General features: G+C 39.8%; 25 protein-coding genes. 17 read left to right on the forward strand and 8 right to left on the reverse strand.

What is annotated here, in order from left to right; translation table 11 throughout:
* Positions 1 to 2: 2 nt before the first annotated feature.
* The 14 genes from NYE36_RS06315 to NYE36_RS06380 all read left to right on the forward strand — a co-directional run bounded on the left by NYE36_RS06315 (position 3) and on the right by NYE36_RS06380 (position 8,759).
* The gene (locus NYE36_RS06315) at positions 3 to 362 is read left to right on the forward strand and encodes a hypothetical protein (RefSeq protein ID WP_014470549.1); all 360 of its coding nucleotides are present in this window, start codon (positions 3 to 5) and stop codon (positions 360 to 362) included.
* Complete coding sequence (locus NYE36_RS06320; protein ID WP_250539901.1) at positions 340 to 1,314, forward strand: hypothetical protein; 975 nt, start codon at positions 340 to 342, stop codon at positions 1,312 to 1,314. Before NYE36_RS06315 ends, NYE36_RS06320 begins: the two co-directional genes overlap by 23 nt.
* Complete coding sequence (locus NYE36_RS06325) at positions 1,314 to 1,661, forward strand: Gp138 family membrane-puncturing spike protein (protein ID WP_016938720.1); 348 nt, start codon at positions 1,314 to 1,316, stop codon at positions 1,659 to 1,661. The genes NYE36_RS06320 and NYE36_RS06325 overlap by 1 nt, the downstream gene beginning before the upstream one ends.
* Positions 1,658 to 2,014: a DUF2634 domain-containing protein gene (locus NYE36_RS06330; RefSeq protein WP_073982177.1), complete on the forward strand. Its 357-nt coding sequence runs from the start codon at positions 1,658 to 1,660 to the stop codon at positions 2,012 to 2,014. Before NYE36_RS06325 ends, NYE36_RS06330 begins: the two co-directional genes overlap by 4 nt.
* The gene (locus NYE36_RS06335; protein WP_327997742.1) at positions 1,998 to 3,182 is read left to right on the forward strand and encodes a baseplate J/gp47 family protein; all 1,185 of its coding nucleotides are present in this window, start codon (positions 1,998 to 2,000) and stop codon (positions 3,180 to 3,182) included. Before NYE36_RS06330 ends, NYE36_RS06335 begins: the two co-directional genes overlap by 17 nt.
* On the forward strand, positions 3,179 to 3,808 hold the full coding sequence (locus tag NYE36_RS06340; protein WP_327997737.1) for a hypothetical protein: 630 nt from the start codon (positions 3,179 to 3,181) through the stop codon (positions 3,806 to 3,808). The genes NYE36_RS06335 and NYE36_RS06340 overlap by 4 nt, the downstream gene beginning before the upstream one ends.
* A gap of 14 nt (positions 3,809 to 3,822) precedes the next feature.
* The gene (locus tag NYE36_RS06345; RefSeq protein WP_327997738.1) at positions 3,823 to 5,043 is read left to right on the forward strand and encodes a hypothetical protein; all 1,221 of its coding nucleotides are present in this window, start codon (positions 3,823 to 3,825) and stop codon (positions 5,041 to 5,043) included.
* Positions 5,044 to 5,061: 18 nt separating this feature from the next.
* On the forward strand, positions 5,062 to 5,526 hold the full coding sequence (locus NYE36_RS06350; RefSeq protein ID WP_327997739.1) for a hypothetical protein: 465 nt from the start codon (positions 5,062 to 5,064) through the stop codon (positions 5,524 to 5,526).
* Positions 5,516 to 5,707, forward strand: a complete 192-nt coding sequence (locus NYE36_RS06355; RefSeq protein WP_076983146.1) for an XkdX family protein — start codon at positions 5,516 to 5,518, stop codon at positions 5,705 to 5,707. Before NYE36_RS06350 ends, NYE36_RS06355 begins: the two co-directional genes overlap by 11 nt.
* Before the next feature lie 66 nt (positions 5,708 to 5,773).
* On the forward strand, positions 5,774 to 6,052 hold the full coding sequence (locus tag NYE36_RS06360; protein ID WP_013351240.1) for a hemolysin XhlA family protein: 279 nt from the start codon (positions 5,774 to 5,776) through the stop codon (positions 6,050 to 6,052).
* A 15-nt stretch (positions 6,053 to 6,067) separates the two neighbouring features.
* Positions 6,068 to 6,331, forward strand: a complete 264-nt coding sequence (locus NYE36_RS06365; RefSeq protein WP_014470539.1) for a phage holin — start codon at positions 6,068 to 6,070, stop codon at positions 6,329 to 6,331.
* Between the two features lie 54 nt (positions 6,332 to 6,385).
* Positions 6,386 to 7,549: an N-acetylmuramoyl-L-alanine amidase gene (locus tag NYE36_RS06370; RefSeq protein ID WP_342496882.1), complete on the forward strand. Its 1,164-nt coding sequence runs from the start codon at positions 6,386 to 6,388 to the stop codon at positions 7,547 to 7,549.
* Between the two features lie 334 nt (positions 7,550 to 7,883).
* The gene (locus NYE36_RS06375) at positions 7,884 to 8,339 is read left to right on the forward strand and encodes a hypothetical protein (RefSeq protein WP_042635101.1); all 456 of its coding nucleotides are present in this window, start codon (positions 7,884 to 7,886) and stop codon (positions 8,337 to 8,339) included.
* An 18-nt stretch (positions 8,340 to 8,357) separates the two neighbouring features.
* Positions 8,358 to 8,759: a DUF1878 family protein gene (locus NYE36_RS06380; protein ID WP_042635102.1), complete on the forward strand. Its 402-nt coding sequence runs from the start codon at positions 8,358 to 8,360 to the stop codon at positions 8,757 to 8,759.
* A gap of 228 nt (positions 8,760 to 8,987) precedes the next feature.
* On the opposite strand, the gene NYE36_RS06385 is transcribed toward NYE36_RS06380, so the two are convergent.
* Complete coding sequence (locus NYE36_RS06385) at positions 8,988 to 9,428, reverse strand: SMI1/KNR4 family protein (RefSeq protein WP_007408575.1); 441 nt, start codon at positions 9,426 to 9,428, stop codon at positions 8,988 to 8,990.
* Between the two features lie 12 nt (positions 9,429 to 9,440).
* Positions 9,441 to 11,261 carry a T7SS effector LXG polymorphic toxin gene (locus tag NYE36_RS06390; protein ID WP_342496883.1) on the reverse strand — a complete coding sequence of 607 codons (1,821 nt, stop codon included), beginning with the start codon at positions 11,259 to 11,261 and terminating at the stop codon, positions 9,441 to 9,443.
* A 504-nt stretch (positions 11,262 to 11,765) separates the two neighbouring features.
* Between NYE36_RS06390 and NYE36_RS06395 the strand changes: the two genes are divergently transcribed.
* Genes NYE36_RS06395 through NYE36_RS06405 form a run of 3 tightly spaced genes read left to right on the forward strand, consistent with a single transcriptional unit; the run spans position 11,766 to position 13,111 of the window.
* On the forward strand, positions 11,766 to 12,413 hold the full coding sequence (locus NYE36_RS06395) for a hypothetical protein (protein ID WP_219194609.1): 648 nt from the start codon (positions 11,766 to 11,768) through the stop codon (positions 12,411 to 12,413).
* Entirely contained in the window at positions 12,403 to 12,678 is a 276-nt protein-coding gene (locus NYE36_RS06400) for a hypothetical protein (RefSeq protein WP_119027028.1), read from the forward strand. Before NYE36_RS06395 ends, NYE36_RS06400 begins: the two co-directional genes overlap by 11 nt.
* Before the next feature lies 1 nt (position 12,679).
* Positions 12,680 to 13,111: a protein-export chaperone SecB gene (locus tag NYE36_RS06405; protein ID WP_119027029.1), complete on the forward strand. Its 432-nt coding sequence runs from the start codon at positions 12,680 to 12,682 to the stop codon at positions 13,109 to 13,111.
* A 21-nt stretch (positions 13,112 to 13,132) separates the two neighbouring features.
* Here NYE36_RS06405 and NYE36_RS06410 read toward each other — a convergent pair whose 3' ends face one another.
* The 6 genes from NYE36_RS06410 to NYE36_RS06435 form a co-directional block, all read right to left on the reverse strand.
* The gene (locus NYE36_RS06410) at positions 13,133 to 13,327 is read right to left on the reverse strand and encodes a hypothetical protein (RefSeq protein ID WP_119027030.1); all 195 of its coding nucleotides are present in this window, start codon (positions 13,325 to 13,327) and stop codon (positions 13,133 to 13,135) included.
* 506 nt (positions 13,328 to 13,833) lie between these two features.
* Positions 13,834 to 14,157 carry a tRNA-Val4 gene (locus tag NYE36_RS06415; RefSeq protein ID WP_229024214.1) on the reverse strand — a complete coding sequence of 108 codons (324 nt, stop codon included), beginning with the start codon at positions 14,155 to 14,157 and terminating at the stop codon, positions 13,834 to 13,836.
* Between the two features lie 364 nt (positions 14,158 to 14,521).
* Entirely contained in the window at positions 14,522 to 14,824 is a 303-nt protein-coding gene (locus NYE36_RS06420; RefSeq protein WP_064115923.1) for a contact-dependent growth inhibition system immunity protein, read from the reverse strand.
* Positions 14,825 to 14,877: 53 nt separating this feature from the next.
* Entirely contained in the window at positions 14,878 to 15,183 is a 306-nt protein-coding gene (locus tag NYE36_RS06425; RefSeq protein WP_064115924.1) for a hypothetical protein, read from the reverse strand.
* 33 nt (positions 15,184 to 15,216) lie between these two features.
* Positions 15,217 to 15,609, reverse strand: coding sequence for a hypothetical protein (locus NYE36_RS06430; RefSeq protein WP_021494070.1), 393 nt, complete (start codon positions 15,607 to 15,609; stop codon positions 15,217 to 15,219).
* A gap of 11 nt (positions 15,610 to 15,620) precedes the next feature.
* Positions 15,621 to 17,399: a T7SS effector LXG polymorphic toxin gene (locus tag NYE36_RS06435; RefSeq protein WP_094032355.1), complete on the reverse strand. Its 1,779-nt coding sequence runs from the start codon at positions 17,397 to 17,399 to the stop codon at positions 15,621 to 15,623.
* Between the last annotated feature and the right edge of the window lie 16 nt (positions 17,400 to 17,415).

A 17,415-nucleotide genomic window follows, 5' to 3' on the forward strand; every position in this document is an offset into this window, starting at 1 on the left:
AAATGGCTACGAGGGACTATATTCCTTTTGATAAAGAGGATATTCCGCAGCAGTTCGAATTTGATTTAGCGGATGACACGTTTATTCTGCGTATAAATTACAATCAATCCGATGATAGTTTTTCACTGGATTTATACGAGCAAGATATGACGCCTATCGTTCTGGGCGAGAAGCTTATACTCAATGTTCCTTTGTGGGATGACATTGTAAATGAAAATCTGCCGGCTCCCGCCCTTATCCCTTTAGATGAATCAAATTCAGAAACACGGGTTACATATAAGAATTTCATGGAAACCGTGTTTCTTTATATTGATGATGTAGCTGACGGATCGGAGGGGGATGACATTGGCGACGACGAATAAAAAACTGTTTGGCCGGGTCGTCAAGATAACCATTGATAACGGCAGTTCGCAGATAACATTTGATTACAAGGATTTAGAAATTCATTTTGAAGTGCCCTTCGATGATGATTTCAAACCCAATGAAACAAAAGTTGAGATTTACAATCTTAGCAAAGATTCAATCAACAAGATAAAAAAAGGCAGCACGATAACGGTTCAGGCCGGTTATCGAGACGACTACGGCGTTTTAACGATTGGCAAAGTGACAAAGGTTCTGAATAACTGGAGCGGGTTGGACAAGGTGACGTCGATCTATTCAAAAGACGGCGACGATTATACCCATATGAAAGTGACAACTGCCAATGCTGATCCTGCTGAGAAATATTATGTCAAAAAAAGATATAAGCTTGCAAAACCAGTTGTTACTGTTAGGAAAGACAAAAACGGCCGAACGTACAAGACTGTCAGGAATTACGGGACGCGGGAAGAGGTTAGGTATCGCAAACGATACATGAAGATTACTTTTAAAGCCGGAACCACATCGAGGCAAATTGTAGATAAACTGCTGCGCGTTCTCGGAATTAAAGTGAAAAACATTATCCTGCCGAAAAATAAGGTGTACAAAAAGGGTTACCGGGTGACTGGCTTAATAGAAAATAATTTAGAAGAAGTCATACATGATGCCGGAGCCGTTATGTACTATCGACGAGGGAAACCGGTTATTCGCCCACTTAATCAGGGCGATGATGAGCGTTTCAAATTAGAAGAGGCCACCGGGCTAATTGAGACACCTGAGCAGGTTGAGGAAGATAATTTCAAAGGTTATAAGGCGAAGTGTCTTCTTCAGCACCGTATTGCTGTTGCTTCAATTATTGAAATCAACAGCAAAACAGCAAAAGGAAAATATCGAGTGAAAGAAGGCACCCATTCGTTTGATGGAAGAGACTTTTTCACAGAATGCAAGGTGATGTAATGAGTAAAGCGACGAGGTTTTTCGATGCTTTTGAGAAAAGGATCAAACTATCTATCCATACACTGGCCCCGGCTCGGGTTGTGAAATACAATGCGGAAAAGCATACTGCTGATCTGCAATTGTTGTTTCTTATGAATGATGGTGAATACCTTCATGAATACCCGTTGATCGAACATGCACCAGTTTTAAAGCATGTTGAGCCTGATATAAAGGTTGGTTCCTCGGTCTTTGTTTCATTCGCTGAAAGATCCCTTGATAACTTGGATGGAAACAAAACGTTTGATCCTGATTCTCGACGAACGCACAGTATCAATGATCCGGTGGTCATAGGAGTGTGGGAAGGATGAAAACGCTCAAGCTTGTAGACGGTGATCTATGTTTTGAAAACGGCACTCTTCAGATGGTCGAGGGGAACGAGGAAATTGCTCAATCAGTCGAATTAACATTAAAAACACGGTTAGGGGAATTTACTCTGGATGAACATTTCGGCTTGGATCGGAGTAACATTCTCGGGAAAGGCTTTGACCAAGAAGAGGCGCAATACGACATTATTAATGCTGTAACACAAGATGAGCGAATTGCTAGCGTTGAATCAGTTGAGTTTTCTCATGATAAAGAGACACGAAATCTATCTGTCCACTTGAAAATGAAGAAAGAGGATGATCAAACAATCGAGCTTGGGGGTGTTGATCTTGCTTAATGAAACAGGATTCCAACGGCAGACCTATTCGGAGCTTCTTGACGGCATGGAGGACAAAGCGAAGGAGCTGTTTGGCGAAGATATAAACACGTCAAGCAAAACGCCATTAGGCATTATCCTACGTATTTTTGCTTGGTTTTTAGCGGGAATTTGGGACATTGCAGAGCGGGTTTATAATAGCGGCTTTGTCAGTAAGTCGGAGGGTGTTCAGTTGGACAGGTTGGGAAGTAATTTCGGTATAAGCCGGGAGCCGGCGGCTGAGGCGGTCACAACTCTGTTTTTTACCGGGGAACCCGGATTCGTCATAGAAGAACAAACCCAATATACAACGGCATCCGGTATTTATTTTGAACTAATCGAAGATGTTGTAATCGGGGATGATGGAACGGGCACAGGGGCGGCTGTATCGCTGTCTAAAGGGATTATTAACAATGTCGCGGCCAATACCATTACTGAACAGGCTGAGACGTTAGAGGGAGTTTATTCAGTGAATAATCCGGAAGCAGCTGCAGGCGGCACTGACGAGGAATCTGATCCGGAATTTCGGGCGCGAATTAAAAAATCAGTTGAAGGCAGTTCTGCTTCTACGAATAGCGGCATCATTTCGGCATTGCTTGCCGTTTCGGGCGTTCGTTCAGCGAATATAGTGGCGAATAATACCATGCAAACGGATGCGGACGGCAATCCACCGAAAAGCATTCATGCCTATGTCCTCGGGGGAACAAAAGTAGACGTGGCGCAAGCTCTGTTTGACAGCGTGGCGGCCGGTATTGAAACAGTCGGAGAACAATCGGTTGTCATTACAGATGCAAGTGGTTTGGATCACGATGTCAAATTTGATTTTGCAAAAGAAGTGAAAATTTATGTGCAGCTTGATTTAAAAACAAACGCTTTATTCCCTGTTGACGGCGTGAGTCAGATCAAAAATAATCTCGTATATAAAATTGGCGGGATTGATGAAAATGGTTCATCTTTTACCGGCTCACAGATGGGTGACGACGTTATTCTGTCGCAACTTTTTAACGCTGTATATCAGGTGAATGGGGTTTCAGATGTGACTATACAAATCGGGAAGGATGCGGCTTCTCTCGGTCAGTCAAATATTACAATTGAACCGAGAGAAGTTGCGCAAGTTCACTTCTCTGAAATAGTGGTGAATCTGATATGATCAAAGATTTAATAGGAAAGCTAACTGATGCGTTCTTGAAAGACGAAAAGAGCAATATCGGGAAGCTTTTTTTAATTGTCGATGAACAATTGACAGCATTAAAAAATTCACTGACAACGGCGGAACAATGGCGGGATATTGACGCAGCGCGCGGGAAATCGCTGGACCTTCTCGGGGATAACGTTGCCCAGGATCGGGGCCGGTCCACTGATGAAATATACCGCGTGCTCATTCGTGGAAAGGTAGCCCGGAATGCCTCAGACGGGACAACAAACCGGATTATTGAAGCGCTGGCGAAAACATTGAACTGCAAGCCGAGTGAAATAAACATTGTAAGCAGCAAAGAGAACAATCAGGATGAACCAGCTGCAATCATTGTGAAAAAGGCGCCGATCGAAGCATTAAGTAAGGTGGGAATGAGCGAAACGCAATTTTCGAACATCGTTCAAAAAACGGTGGCTGCGGGGGTTCGAGTTGCCTATGTGGATTTAAACGGCACATTCTGTTTTTCATCATCAGCCAGCACCATAGAAACAAGCGAATATGGGTTTTCTTCTGATGGAAAAGACGGCGGGACCCTGGGGGGCATCTTCCGGCCAGAAGATGATTATCCGTTACCAATTTAAGGAGTGTGAAGCATATGTCTTTTACAAAAGAATTACCAGAATGGGGGAACCCCGGGCAGCGGCCGCCGCAAACGTCCATTGATCAAGGGTATAAGCCGATGGACCACCCACCGGCGGACTGGTTTAACTGGTATCAATATACGGCCTATCAGGCCCTGAAAGAGTTGCAAACGATCGGAGCAACGAAGGAAGATGTTTCTTCTGCTGTATCTGATGCCAAAGCTTATACTGACAAGCACGAAAAACGAATTGACAACCCACACAAGACAACCAAAGCACAAGTAGGGCTCGGTAACGTTGACAATGTACTGCAAGCTTCCAAAGCCGATTTTGACGCCCATACAAAGGATAATGACCGGCATATTACAGCCACAGAGCGCACTAACTGGAATGCGAAGGAAACGACAACAGGAGCCCAAAACAAAGCTGATGCGGCTGAAAAAAACGCTAAAGCATATACTGATGAACTGGCTGCCCGAAGAGATAATCCACATGAGGTTACAAAGGAGCAGATCGGGCTTAGTAACGTTGATAATGTGAAACAGGCCGACTATTATGCGTTTCGCCAACACGATAACAACGGCATTCGCCATATTTCTCAAGTGGAAAGGGATAAGTGGAATGGCGGGCAACTCTATCCCCTGACAACACAAGACGGGCAACGAATAAAAATAATGAAAGGGCAGAATCTTTTTGATTATCCGACAGGCTTTTATTTTGGTGCCGGCGTTGTAAACCATCCTGGTGATGATGATGCAGCTTGGTATTATTATGATATATCGGATGTGCCTGCTGACTTGGCTCCGCCACAAGGATTAAAAAAAATAGTTGCCACACGCTCTTATGATAACCGTACATGGATTTCAACAATTCACAAGGAAGGTGAGTTTACGGGTTGGCGGGAGCTTATTACTGACATTGATATTCCTTGGTTAGATGTGACATACAAAAACGGTGCCAAAACAGGGGATCGACCTGTTCAATATCGAAAAGTAGGAAATACGCTTCACTTAAATGGTCATGTTCTTACTGACAGGGAAATTGTCTTCGGCAGCATACCCACTTCCTGCGCTCCAAGCAAAGGTGTGGTGAAATTGGTTGCAACCAGCGGAACAACTGGGTACAGCAAGATAATTGTATACGCTTCAGGCGACATGAAAATTACTGGTATTATGGCAACAACCGAATCAAAGGTCAACGGTTACTATATCGACATAAATATTCCACTAACTTAAAGAAAGGAAGGTGATTTCATGAAACTGATATTCCCTTATGGAAGCGACAATATTTATATTGGTAAGCCGGCTGAATTATCACTCGATCCGGAAACCGGAGAGTATAAGATGTCTGATAACGCTACGGACATCCCACCATTAACGGCTGATGGTGCGGGAATGTGGCGGCCTAAATTTGATAAAGAAAAGAATACTTGGATCGAAACGGCTGATCAAGAATATAAAGACAGCTTGAAAAAAGAGATAGTTACCGATCCCGATCCAGTTAAAGATCAACTTTACAAGATCGGGCAACAACTTTCGGTCGAAGAGCTTGCAAGAAAGCAAGCTGAAGAAGGCCAGCAAGCTCTTGGGATGCAGCTTACAAATGAAATCATAGCACGAAAGCAGGCTGAAGCAGTAAATATTTCAATGGGTAAACAGCTTGCTGCCTTAAAGCTTAAAGTATTGGAATTGGAAGGAGGGGTGACCAGTGAATCTTAATTTCTGGGTTTATGCCTTGTTCTACAAGTGGGCGACAACAGCAATGGTAAAGCAGGCAATGGGTTTTAACGATTGTACCGTCGAAGACATGAAAGAGGGTGTGGCTGCGATGTATGTTACACCGGATCAGTTTCAAGAAGTAACAGGGCAGCCATACGAGGATCAAACAGAAGCCAATTAATAAGGCTTTTTTATTTTGCCTCGAAGGAGGTGAAGCGTATGAGATAGATAAAAGGGGGGCGTACTAATGTCACAAATGACGGAGGTACCGGAAGTGAATGCTTTACAAAAAGAAATTACAGAGGTTAAAGCCGGGCAAAAGACTCTTGAACAGCGGGTAAGTGTCCTTGAACGTTCTTCAGACAGGCATGATCAGCAAATCATTTCATTAAACGAAAAGCTGAACAAAATTGATGAAAATACGACTTGGATCAAACGGACCATCACAGGAGCCATAATAACGGCCGTCAGCACCGGCTTTATCGGCGGGGCTATCGCGATCATGTATAACTTGCTGCAAAAATAAGGAGGAAAATAACATATGAAAAAATTCGACAAAGGTACAGTCGTCCGGACTGTGCTTCTTTTTATTGCTCTGGTAAACCAAGTTTTAGTGATGTTTGGTAAAGATGTGCTACCGATTGCAGATGATCAAGTGAATGACCTTGCGGACGCGGTTTATTTAGGCGGCTCCATCGGGTTTACGATCATCATGTCACTGGTAGCATGGTTCAAAAACAACTATGTGACTGAAAAAGGCCATAAGCAAAAAGCCGTTTTAAAACAGCACGATTTAACCAAGTAAGAGCTGCCGTTCGGCGGCCTTTTTATATTTCAAAACAGAATAGGAGAGATTTTTATGTCAGCATTTAAAAACCAATATATTGATATTAATAAATGGACGCGGCCGGGAATTAAAAACAACGGCGTGAAGAAACTGGCCGTACATTACACGGCAAACCCCGGCGCGCCTGCTGCCAATCATTATAGATATTTTGGTCAAACGCTCCCCGCACAGAACAGAAATCTGTCTGAGAAGAAACAGACGTTTGCTTCTGCACATATCTTTGTCGATCGTACAGAGGCTATTTGTATCATTCCGTTGAATGAGGTGGCTTATCATGCGAATGATGTCCAACAGATTGTTAACGGGCAGCCTTACCGGGGTGTCTCGGCGCTGAAGCCGAATGCGAATTTCTTATCTATCGGCGTGGAGCTTTGTATTGAAAAGAACGGCACTTTCCATCCGGATACCATTGCCCGTGCAGAACAAGTCTGCGCTGAGCTATGCAAGAAGTTTAAACTTGATCCGATCAATGACATCGTGCGGCACTATGACATTACACACAAAATCTGTCCGGCCCCATGGGTAAGCAGATCCCAAGGGTTTACTGATTTCAAGAATGGAGTAAAAGCGCGATTAGGTGGGGTAGTAATTAACAAACCAACTAACAACAAATCGAAAACCAACACCGATTCGAATAAAGGCCGTTTTATCAAAAACACGGTGGTTTCAAGTGACGGCCTTGTTTTACGTACGCAACGGAGCGCCTCTTCTTCCATGGTGCTTAACCTGCCGAATGGTACGGTTGTAAAATATCAGCTTGGATCAACTGTCAACGGATGGGGATATGTTGAATACACCAATTCAAAAGGCCAGACATTCCACGGGTATGTGAATGTCTCCTATATCAAAAGCGATAACGAGCTGAAAAGCGGCGGCAAGAAGAAGGTAACAGCCTCAAAGCCTAAAAACACTCAGAAATCAAAATTCAGCCTGCCTGCGGGTACTTTTAAAGTCACAAGCCCATTGACCCGAGGAGAGGCCGTAAAACAGATTCAAACGGCGCTGGCGGCTCTTCATTACTACCCGGATAAGAGCGCAAAGAACTTTGGAATCGACGGCGCATATGGCTCGAAAACAGCAAATGCGGTCAAACGATTCCAGTCTATGTATGGCCTAACTGCTGATGGCATTTACGGGCCGAAAACAAAAGCAAAGCTTGAAGCACTATTAAAGTGAAAATAGAGTTCTGTCTCAGTTTAAGAGGGCGACCCTTTTTGATAAACAATTGATTTCCAAACGAATAAGGGCAGCGATTTTCTTATAATTCACTTATTTTCACCTAAACCCAACGTTGTGGACTCAAAATAAATGCTACCAGTTTTTGTATTAGTATTGTAATGAATCGCATAAATTAAAGAGAACACTTACTTATTTTTACTCGGGAAATACAATGACAAAAATACTATTTAATGTATTTTATGAAAAATATGTATTTTAAGTAAAATTTTAATGTTATAATTTGTTTGGGCCAAATAACACTTGTAGATGCATCTACTAATAGGAGAAAATGATGCTAAAGAAAAAAGTTCTTGCTGGTTGCTTAGCCTTTTCAATAATGCTTTCAGCTTCCCCACTAACCTCTTTTGCGGCAGAAAGAAGTTCTAATAAAGGTAATGAATTATTAACGTATGCCCAAGTTCAAAAAACTGAGTTGCAGACTATTGCTGAGTCTAAAAGCAAATCAGTTGGAAATACAAGCGGTGAATTTTCTACACAGGGATGGAAGAAAGATGCGCTTGTTCTTGCTCTTAGATACGGCGGTGATTTAGCAGGGGATTTACTAAGTCTGTTAAGCAAGAAAAATGCAAGTTATGTTAAAAAGTATTCCAAAGAGCTGGCTAATTTCCTTGACAAAGTTTCCAGTGACATTGAGAAAAAGTTGGTTGATTTTATGATTTTTGATTTGGAGCTGCCGCAATCAGCTGCTCGTACTATTGCATGGGCGATTATGCAAGTTATTGGATGACGATAAAGGAGTGACTCCATGAGTTTAGAAAAAGAAGTAGAGCTTCTCAAGTACCAAAATTATTTATTAAAAACAATTATAAATGGTGATGATTATCCATTTTTTATGTTTGCTTTAGATCACAACTTAAATGAGAAGCAAGTCGAAGCAACTGTAGAGATTTTAAGCATCTTTTCTAATCGTCTTAATGGCGAAAAAGAGTCTCTCAATTTAAGAAAAAACTCTGCGGGTAAGAAGTTTGATGCGTTTGGCATTGCGGTTGAAGAAGTCTTTAAAAACGACAAACCAACAAGAAAAGAATTTGAGAGTTATAAGGATAAAATCTTTTCTTCTGAAATTGAAACCAAATATTTATTAATGAGTCTTCAAAGACAGCATATTAAGCCAAATGTTTGTGAATTTTTACTGCAAGATAATTAATGAGAATTTTTGTCCCTCCGCAAATGTGGGGGGATTTTGCATTTAAACGATAAAAGTATCGGCCGTATGATGAATGAAAGTCCTTCTTATGACGAGAAGGGTTTTTGTTTTTTAAGTCCATGTATGGTCTGGCTGCTGACGGCATTTACGGGCCGAAAACAAAAGCGAAGCTTGAAGCTCTACTAAAATAAGAGAATCCCTTCTCGTTATGAGAAGGGACTTATCTTTTTATTCATCGTATAGTTTATTAACCAAATCGGTAAATGAATCAGATATATGACTCAAAGCTCCATCAGGGTCTTCATAAGCAATTTCATGATCCCAGAAAACCACGGAGGGATTTTCTTTATTCTGACGGTAATCGAAACAGATTTCATTACCGAAAGGATCACAGGCGAAAGGGACTATCCCTGAAAGCATTCTTCCATCCTGATAATCTTCTAAAACCTCTAAAATAAAACTGGAACTATCCTCAGTTAGACCATGTAATCGATTAAAAACCGCGCCTTTTGTATTTTCATAGTCAAAAATCTTTTTACTTGGGCGTGCTCCATTGTTGTTTAATATAGTTGAAATGTAGTCGTTTGGAAACTTAATATCTAAAGCCTTTTCGATTTTTTTAACAGTTGTTTCCCCGATAGGTTCTTCGGCGAATCTCCACTCTGTCATATTGACCAACTCCTATCTGTTCTTACTTCCTCCACCCCAAAGGTGCCGGCCTCCTGTATGGCCTGTTTGCCGATGCACCTTTTGGTCAACTAATTGCATTCTCCCTGAATCTTGGTGATGATGCCAAGTATATCCGTCTGGTGTTTCACCAGCTTTTATCATTTCGATTTGAAGGTCATTGAATTGATTTCTAAGTAAAGGATCTCTTTCAATTTCTTCTTTTAATTTTAAGGTTGCATCTTTAAATTGTAAATAATCGCTTTCCTTATAAAGTTTGGAATCAATCTTTGTATCAAATTTTGCTTTGAAAATTGGGAAACCGTCTTTATTATATGGAACTCCAGTTTTAGGGTGTTTTTGGTTTTTTAGATGGCCCATTTTTAAGTTAACTGTTTTGAGGTTTCCATATTCATCTCTGTAAGTATAAGGTGCGGCTTTAGTAAACAAATCATCCTTTGATTGAACTAATCTCTTTAAAAGCGGCGTATTTTTAACATTAATAGTATTCCCGGCGTCTTGTAAAATCCCTTCTAATGCAGGGGTATATCTATCGGCATAAGGCTTGACAGATGGATTGCCATTTTTAATCTTTTCGCTAGCCGCCTTCCCAACTTTAGCAAGATCTTTTGAGCCTGTTGAGACAGAGGACTTTCCGCCTTTCAATAACAGAAGACTTCCGCCCAAGTAAGTAACATAGTGCATCCGTGTATATGCATCCCCGTGAATCATCTTTTTATCCCAATCATCCTTCAATGTGTCAACCATACTTTGATAGACACCTAGATAATCATATTCCAGAACAGTATCCAGAACTTTTTGAGGATCTTTGTTTAAGTTGTCAATTGTCCAACCGATATTCCATCCGAGTTGAAGTGCTCCTTCACCGGTATCCTTGGCAAGATCGTATACACCAACAAGCAGACCTTTGGCGCCATCACCTATGATTTGCAATGCTTCTTTTCCGTTATCCATGAAAGCTTTACGCTGTTCCAGAAATGAAACAAATTCAAGCTGTTCAGGGGTGAGATTCTCATAGCCAACCTTTTTGGCGATTTCTAAGTATTCATCCGGGTCGGTTACGCCATCAGCCAGCTTTTTCTTCAGATCCTTGATTTCACGCTCTTTCGCTTCTTCCTTTTTAATCGTCAAATAAGCATCCGAATGTCTTGCGATATCGCCTTTTTTCTTATGGATGTCGCTTTCACGGTACGCTTTGGCGTTGTAGTGAAGCGGCGTGGCGCTTTTTCCTTTGCCCGTGGCGTTTTGGAGCTGCTGGAAATCTGCTTGGATAAAATGTTCATTTGCTTCGGTTTCTGCGTATTCTTTCGTTAGATCGTGATCAAGCTTGCCGAGTTTATGTATCGTTTCGCTTCTTTTTTTGTCAGCTGAAGACAGCTTCTGATCTGTGCTTTCGGTTGAAAACAATTCGAGCGAGATAATTTCATCGATCTCATCCAGGATGGAGCGCATGTCCTTTTTCTGCTCTTCCATAATCGCCTTTGATTTACTGAGGGCATGGGTGAGCTCGTGCTCCAGAAATGATTCCTCCACATGCGAATTGGAAAGTCCGGCATCTTCGACCTTGCCGGGAAGGCTTGTGAGAAATGCGATTTTCATATCGATCAGATCAAGCCAGCTGTCTGTGACGCCGGCGTGATCCTGGAAAAAGGCTTTGATATTATCGGCGCCCCGGCCTGAAAAGTCGCTGTCACCGAGGTCAGCCATACCTTGAAAGGCTTTTTTTAGATTGATCATCTGGCAACGCAGTTCTTTGTATTCACTCGCACGCTGTTTGGCAGCGGACAGTAGGCTGTTTGCTTCAAAAACTTTCATGATCTTTTCCTTTCTTTTAAATGCTTCAACAAAATATTACCATGGAAGAATAAAGAAAAAGATTAATGTGTGATCAAAAGAGGAAAAATGAATAATTAGACCTGCGCCTTTGTGCTTATTCATGTATGGTTAAATACTTGAGAAGTGAGCTTGAAGATGAAAAGCCAATTAAAAATATTTGTTTGTCCTACAGTTGCCACCTATGTATGAAAGACTGGTTTGAAATTTTTAACGGGAGGTCTATATATTGTGAAAAAAAGAGGAGGTTAGTCTTTATATATCTATATATTGAATATTAAACGAAGTTCGACGTGGGGATTTTATGTATTGAATACACAATCAGTGTACACACAATATGCATATAATGTTTATTTTTGGGTGGAAAATAGAACTTTATTATTGTTTATTGTTCCATAATGTTCTAATATATTTAAGTAAGATATACCATTTTGGAATGGTTTAAAGTGTTTTAAAATTAAAAGGAATTAAAAACTGGGGTTTAAAATGCTGACTCATGGGGATTATAATTACAAAATAAACATTAAAGGTTTTCACGGAACTTCGTTAAGAGTTGCGAATAAAATTATCAAAGATAAAGAATTCAAGTTAGGGGATCTAAGAGAAGATCATTGGCTTGGGCAAGGTTCTTATTTCTTTCGAGATGACTTTGATCAAGCAAAAACTTGGTCGGTTTTTAAACTCAAAGGAACAGAAGATGGAGCTGTTTTAGAAGCGACTATTGAAATCGACAATGAAAATTTTTTGAATTTGGACTCCCGGGGTGGGTATAATTTTTTTCGAGGTTTTTTTAAAGAATTCAAGAAACATTGTCATGAACAAAGAATAAATTTAACAAATAAAACTGCAACAGAGTTAAGATGTTTAGTCTGTGACCAGTTACCGGAAGAAGTTAAAGTTATTCAAAGAACGTTTAAAACAACCTCTGCTACTGATAGAGAACTCGTAGAAGTTGAATTAGGTCTTAATGGAGTGCAGCTTTGTATTCGCGACAAAGATATTCTTGACTTTGAAAAAATTAAAATCGTGGGTCTAATCCCTACTAAGGTTTTTAAAGGAAAGAGAAGTAAAGGACGTCGACGTCGTAGACCAATAACACTTCAAATAGAAGAGAGTGATATACATGAAATTTAAATTTGACAACGATAAGATTTTTGCTTCTGCTCAGAAATTGGGTATTGATGTTAGCAAAGATTCGCTAAACCCAGGAATTTTTGTGGAATCTGGTGGGGAGAGAAAAGAGTTGACTATGGATGACCTTTTTTCACCTAATCATTATCCGGAATACCAAGAACAATTTTTCTTTAACTTTCCCGTAACATTCAAAGACACAACTAGTGTACACATTAAAAACACTAAGAAGTCTTTCTCTAATAATGAAACTGTAAGGGCTGCGTAGTATGAGATCAATTTTACAATTTACTGACTATCATGTAACAGACATAGAATATAAATTTGACCCTTGGGGAGAGCCTGATGGAGAATATCTGTTACCGACATTTAGTTTTGGTTTAGATTTTGCTGACGAAGAAAAAAACAAAGCTTTGATTACTCTAGGAATAGAAATGGGTGATCCAGAACTCGAAAAAAATTTTTTCTTCGTAAAGTGTCTAATAAAAGGTGAATTCTGTATAGAAAGTGATGAAGAATTAACCGAACAAGAAAAGCTTGGTTTTTATAAAATTAATGGCGTTTCTATATTGTACCCATATTTGCGATCATTAATATCGGAAGTCTCAAGTAAAGGAAATGAAACACCTATTATTTTGCCAACTATGAATATTGCTGAGATGATTGCAGACCAAGAGGCTGCTGAATCAGAAAACTCATAAAGCTTACTTTTAAGTAAGCTTTTAATTATTTACGTTCCATTTCTCTTTTCTTTTATCCCACATTAACTTACGTTCCCTCATCAAACTTTTCACAGCAGCACGTATTGCTTGTTCATCTTTCCCGGTTTTCCTTTTCAATTGTTCCATGGAGGGATTTTTCCCGAAGCGGGTCATATTAAAAATAATCCGATACACTTTACGCTCAAAATCGGTCATTGCGATTCAACTCCTGCAAAGATGATATGCGAACCTAAGTTCTGTTGTCAATAAATCTGATTTGGGGACAGTTGGGGACGAATTGGGGACCAACTTGTTCATTTTTAGCCAAAACAGAAGATTTTTTATCAGAAAGACTGGTCAGCAAACCTTATAAAATAAGGTTTCAAAATAAAACGTCCGTTCGTATCAGAAGATAATCACTACCTTGACAGGGTAGAGGTCGCTGGTTCGAGCCCAGTCGGAATCATAGCCAAAACCCTTGCGTAGCAAGGGTTTTTTACTTTATATTGATAGAGCTCTAGAGGCTTACATTATTCCAGTAAGAAGGACAAGGAAATGGCATTGATAGCTATTATGCATTGAAAACCGAAAATTCGTCAGACGCTTCCTAATGAGTTCTCCGATAGTAACTGCGGATCGAAAACAAAGTGAAACTTGAAGCGTTATTAAGTAATAAAAAGGTCCCTTGAATTTCAAGGGACCTAAAGTTTCAATCATCACTCTTATACCTTTGGGGGATCTTGTCTCTCCAGTCGAGTATAAGTGAATTTTTCTGTCTCCATGGAGCTTCTATCGTTTTCATTTTCTGTATAAAGGTGTTCTATGACTGTTTGATCTTCTTTTATATATGCAATGGTTGTATTTAGTTGAATCTCATATTCTTCAGAAGAACTATCTAATACATCTTGAATCATTTTCAAGTATTCATCAGCTTCATCTACCGAAACAATGTCTTCAATGAAATCAGAAAAGTATTCTAACTCTGCGGGGAGAACTACTCGTAAGTATCCTAAATGGTCTCTTTTACATTCAAATGAATATTCCATAATTCCCTTGGTTTTTTATATAAAGGATATGCAGTAGCTATTGAGCCATCTTTATTAATATACATCTCTACATCTAATACAGCCGATATGGTTTAGCGACTTTTTGTTCATCAGAGAGATGGGAAAAATCCCATAAAATGAGATTAGAAGAATATAAATTAAGTCCATTATTATGGGATTTTTTATTACCGTCTTTTTCTGCAGTTTATACCACTTCAATTTATCTGTCATCAAAAATGCGGTCGAACGATTCAGTCCATGTTTGTTTTGAAGACATACGGCATTTACGGACTAAAAACGAAAGCGGAGCTAGAAGTGAAATTGAAATTATAAAAGAAGCCCTTCTTATAAGAGGGCTCTTTTTCTAACTATGTTGTTTAAGATGCTTTTTAATTTGTTCAGTGACTTGCTTAAGCCATTCTAATGGAGTTATATCATCTTCAGGAAAGTATATGCCATCCGCTGTTTCCTCTATAAATTCATTCTTGTCTTCTTCTGAATAATCACTATTTACAAACTCAGTTAGTGCTATTAAATCTCTTTCTTTTAGTTTTTGTGATGCTTCATTTAAATATTCATCAAGTGCATTTGCCGGAGATTCTATATCTTGGTGGAAATGTCCGCCGAGAAATCTAAATACAGGATCAGAAACTTTAATTTCAATCATTGCTTACCACCACCAAGAATCGTTATCTTCAAATAAAAGAGATGGTAAGTATATTATATATAACTTTCTGCTATATCAATATCATTTGTCATTTCTAGGCCAGGGTATTTTTCATCTAATTTTCTTAAACAATCAATAAGGTCTTTAGTTTGCAAACTTTCAGCTAAATCTTCAAATACCTCACTGACCCAATATAAATCTGCTTTATTACAATTTTCTAGATAGCTGATTGTATTTTCTTCGTTTTCTGAGAGCACTTCAATTATTTCATCCCAACTTTTTTGAATGCCATAGTCATCATTAAGATTAAGTTTTTTTCTTTTAATTAATATATCTTTCATTTTTTTCTCTAAATTCATATTGATTCTCTTAACTAAGAAGGGCTAATATTTTCATATTGCTTTTCCTATTGTTACATCTCCATCATGGAAAAATTCAATAACATAACCAGATTCGCTGAACATGAAGGTATCTGAACCTACAGCAGTTACATCATCAATTACGTTTAAGGCGTTGTCTAAGCTGGTTTTTACAGCTGGATAATCACCGTAAGCCCAAAGGAGAATAACAGTTTTATTATCTATTTTATTCTCAACTAACCATTCATCAATATCTTCAGCGTAATCAATAGATCTGTGATAAGTTACTTCATCCCATTTAATTCTTCCCCATGATGTGAAGGGGAAACTTTCGCCAAGTTGCTCATGATATTTACGTGTCTCAGAAATAGTGAGGACTTCTTTGTTATCTCCAAGAGCTTCTAGACATTCTTCGTATAAGGTCATATTAACACTTCCTATTTATTTAAATGTTTTAAAAGGGATTTATAAGTATCTTCGTTTCCGTTAAAAGGTATATAATATTTCTTTGCCTTATCTCCTTTTCCATTTCTATAATCCTCAACATTTATATGAGGACCCTTTTCGGGGTCATAATCTAATCTCCAAAGGACTTTATTATCTCCAGACATTCGGCCAGTAACTTTACCAAAGCCTGCGCTTTTAGATAAAGTACCTATAAAAGGTTTTGAATCTATTCCTAAATCACCAATTAGATTTAGCGCCTCATTTCTAGCTTGTTCATATGTGTCTACCTTTGGAAGCGCAACTTCTCTTGATTTTTTGGAAAGGCCTATTTTAACTGTCTTGTTTTTTGATGACTTACCATTGATTGATTTAAAGAGTACACTACCTTTAGTGGAATCGGCTATTCTTTTTAGGAGTGGTGTATTCTTCACGTTAATAGTATTCTCAGCATCTTGAAGGATTCCTTCTAATGCAGGAGTATACCGATTGACAGGAGATTTGTAAAACTGTTTTACAGACTTTCCGCCTTTCTTAATTGTGCCACCAGCTTTAGCAAGATCTTTCGAGCCTGTTGAGACAGAGGACTTTCCGCCTTTCAATAACAGAAGACTTCCGCCCAAGTAAGTAACATAGTGCATCCGTGTATATGCATCCCCGTGAATCATCTTTTTATCCCAATCATCCTTCAATGTGTCAACCATACTTTGATAGACACCTAGATAATCGTATTCCAGAACAGTATCTAGAACTTTTTGAGGATCTTTGTTTAAGTTGTCAATTGTCCAACCGATATTCCATCCGAGTTGAAGTGCTCCTTCACCGGTATCCTTGGCAAGATCGTATACACCAACAAGCAGACCTTTGGCGCCATCACCTATGATTTGCAATACTTCTTTTCCGTTATCTATGAAAGCTTTACGCTGTTCCAGAAATGAAACAAATTCAAGCTGTTCAGGGGTGAGATTCTCATAGCCAACCTTTTTGGCGATTTCTAAGTATTCATCCGGGTCGGTTACACCATCAGCCAGCTTTTTCTTCAGATCCTTGATTTCACGCTCTTTCGCTTCTTCCTTTTTAATCGTCAAATAAGCATCCGAATGTCTTGCGATATCGCCTTTTTTCTTATGGATGTCGCTTTCACGGTATGCTTTGGCGTTGTAGTGAAGCGGCGTGGCGCTTTTTCCTTTGCCCGTGGCGTTTTGGAGCTGCTGGAAATCTGCTTGGATAAAATGTTCATTTGCTTCGGTTTCTGCGTATTCTTTCGTTAGATCGTGATCAAGCTTGCCGAGTTTATGTATCGTTTCGCTTCTTTTTTTGTCAGCTGAAGAGAGCTTCTGATCTGTGCTTTCCGTTGAAAACAGATCAAGCGAGATGATGTCTTCGATCTCTCCGAGGATGGAGCGCATGTCCTTTTTCTGCTCTTCCATAATCGCCTTTGATTTACTGAGGGCGTGGGTGAGCTCATGCTCCAGAAATGATTCCTCCACATGCGAATTGGAAAGTCCGGCATCTTCGACCTTGCCGGGAAGGCTTGTGAGAAATGCGATTTTCATATCGATCAGATCAAGCCAGCTGTCTGTGACGCCGGCGTGGTCCTGGAAAAAGGCTTTGATATTGTCAGCGCCCCTGCCTGAAAAGTCGCTGTCACCGAGGTCAGCCATACCTTGAAACGCTTTTTTTAGATTGACCATCTGGCCGCGCAGTTCTTTGTATTCACCCGCACGCTGTTTGGCAGCGGCCAGCAGGGTGGTTGCTTCGAAAACTTTCATGACCATATCCTTTCAT

This window comes from Bacillus sp. FSL R5-0593 (assembly GCF_038603755.1).
In the GTDB taxonomy this organism is placed as follows: domain Bacteria; phylum Bacillota; class Bacilli; order Bacillales; family Bacillaceae; genus Bacillus; species Bacillus velezensis.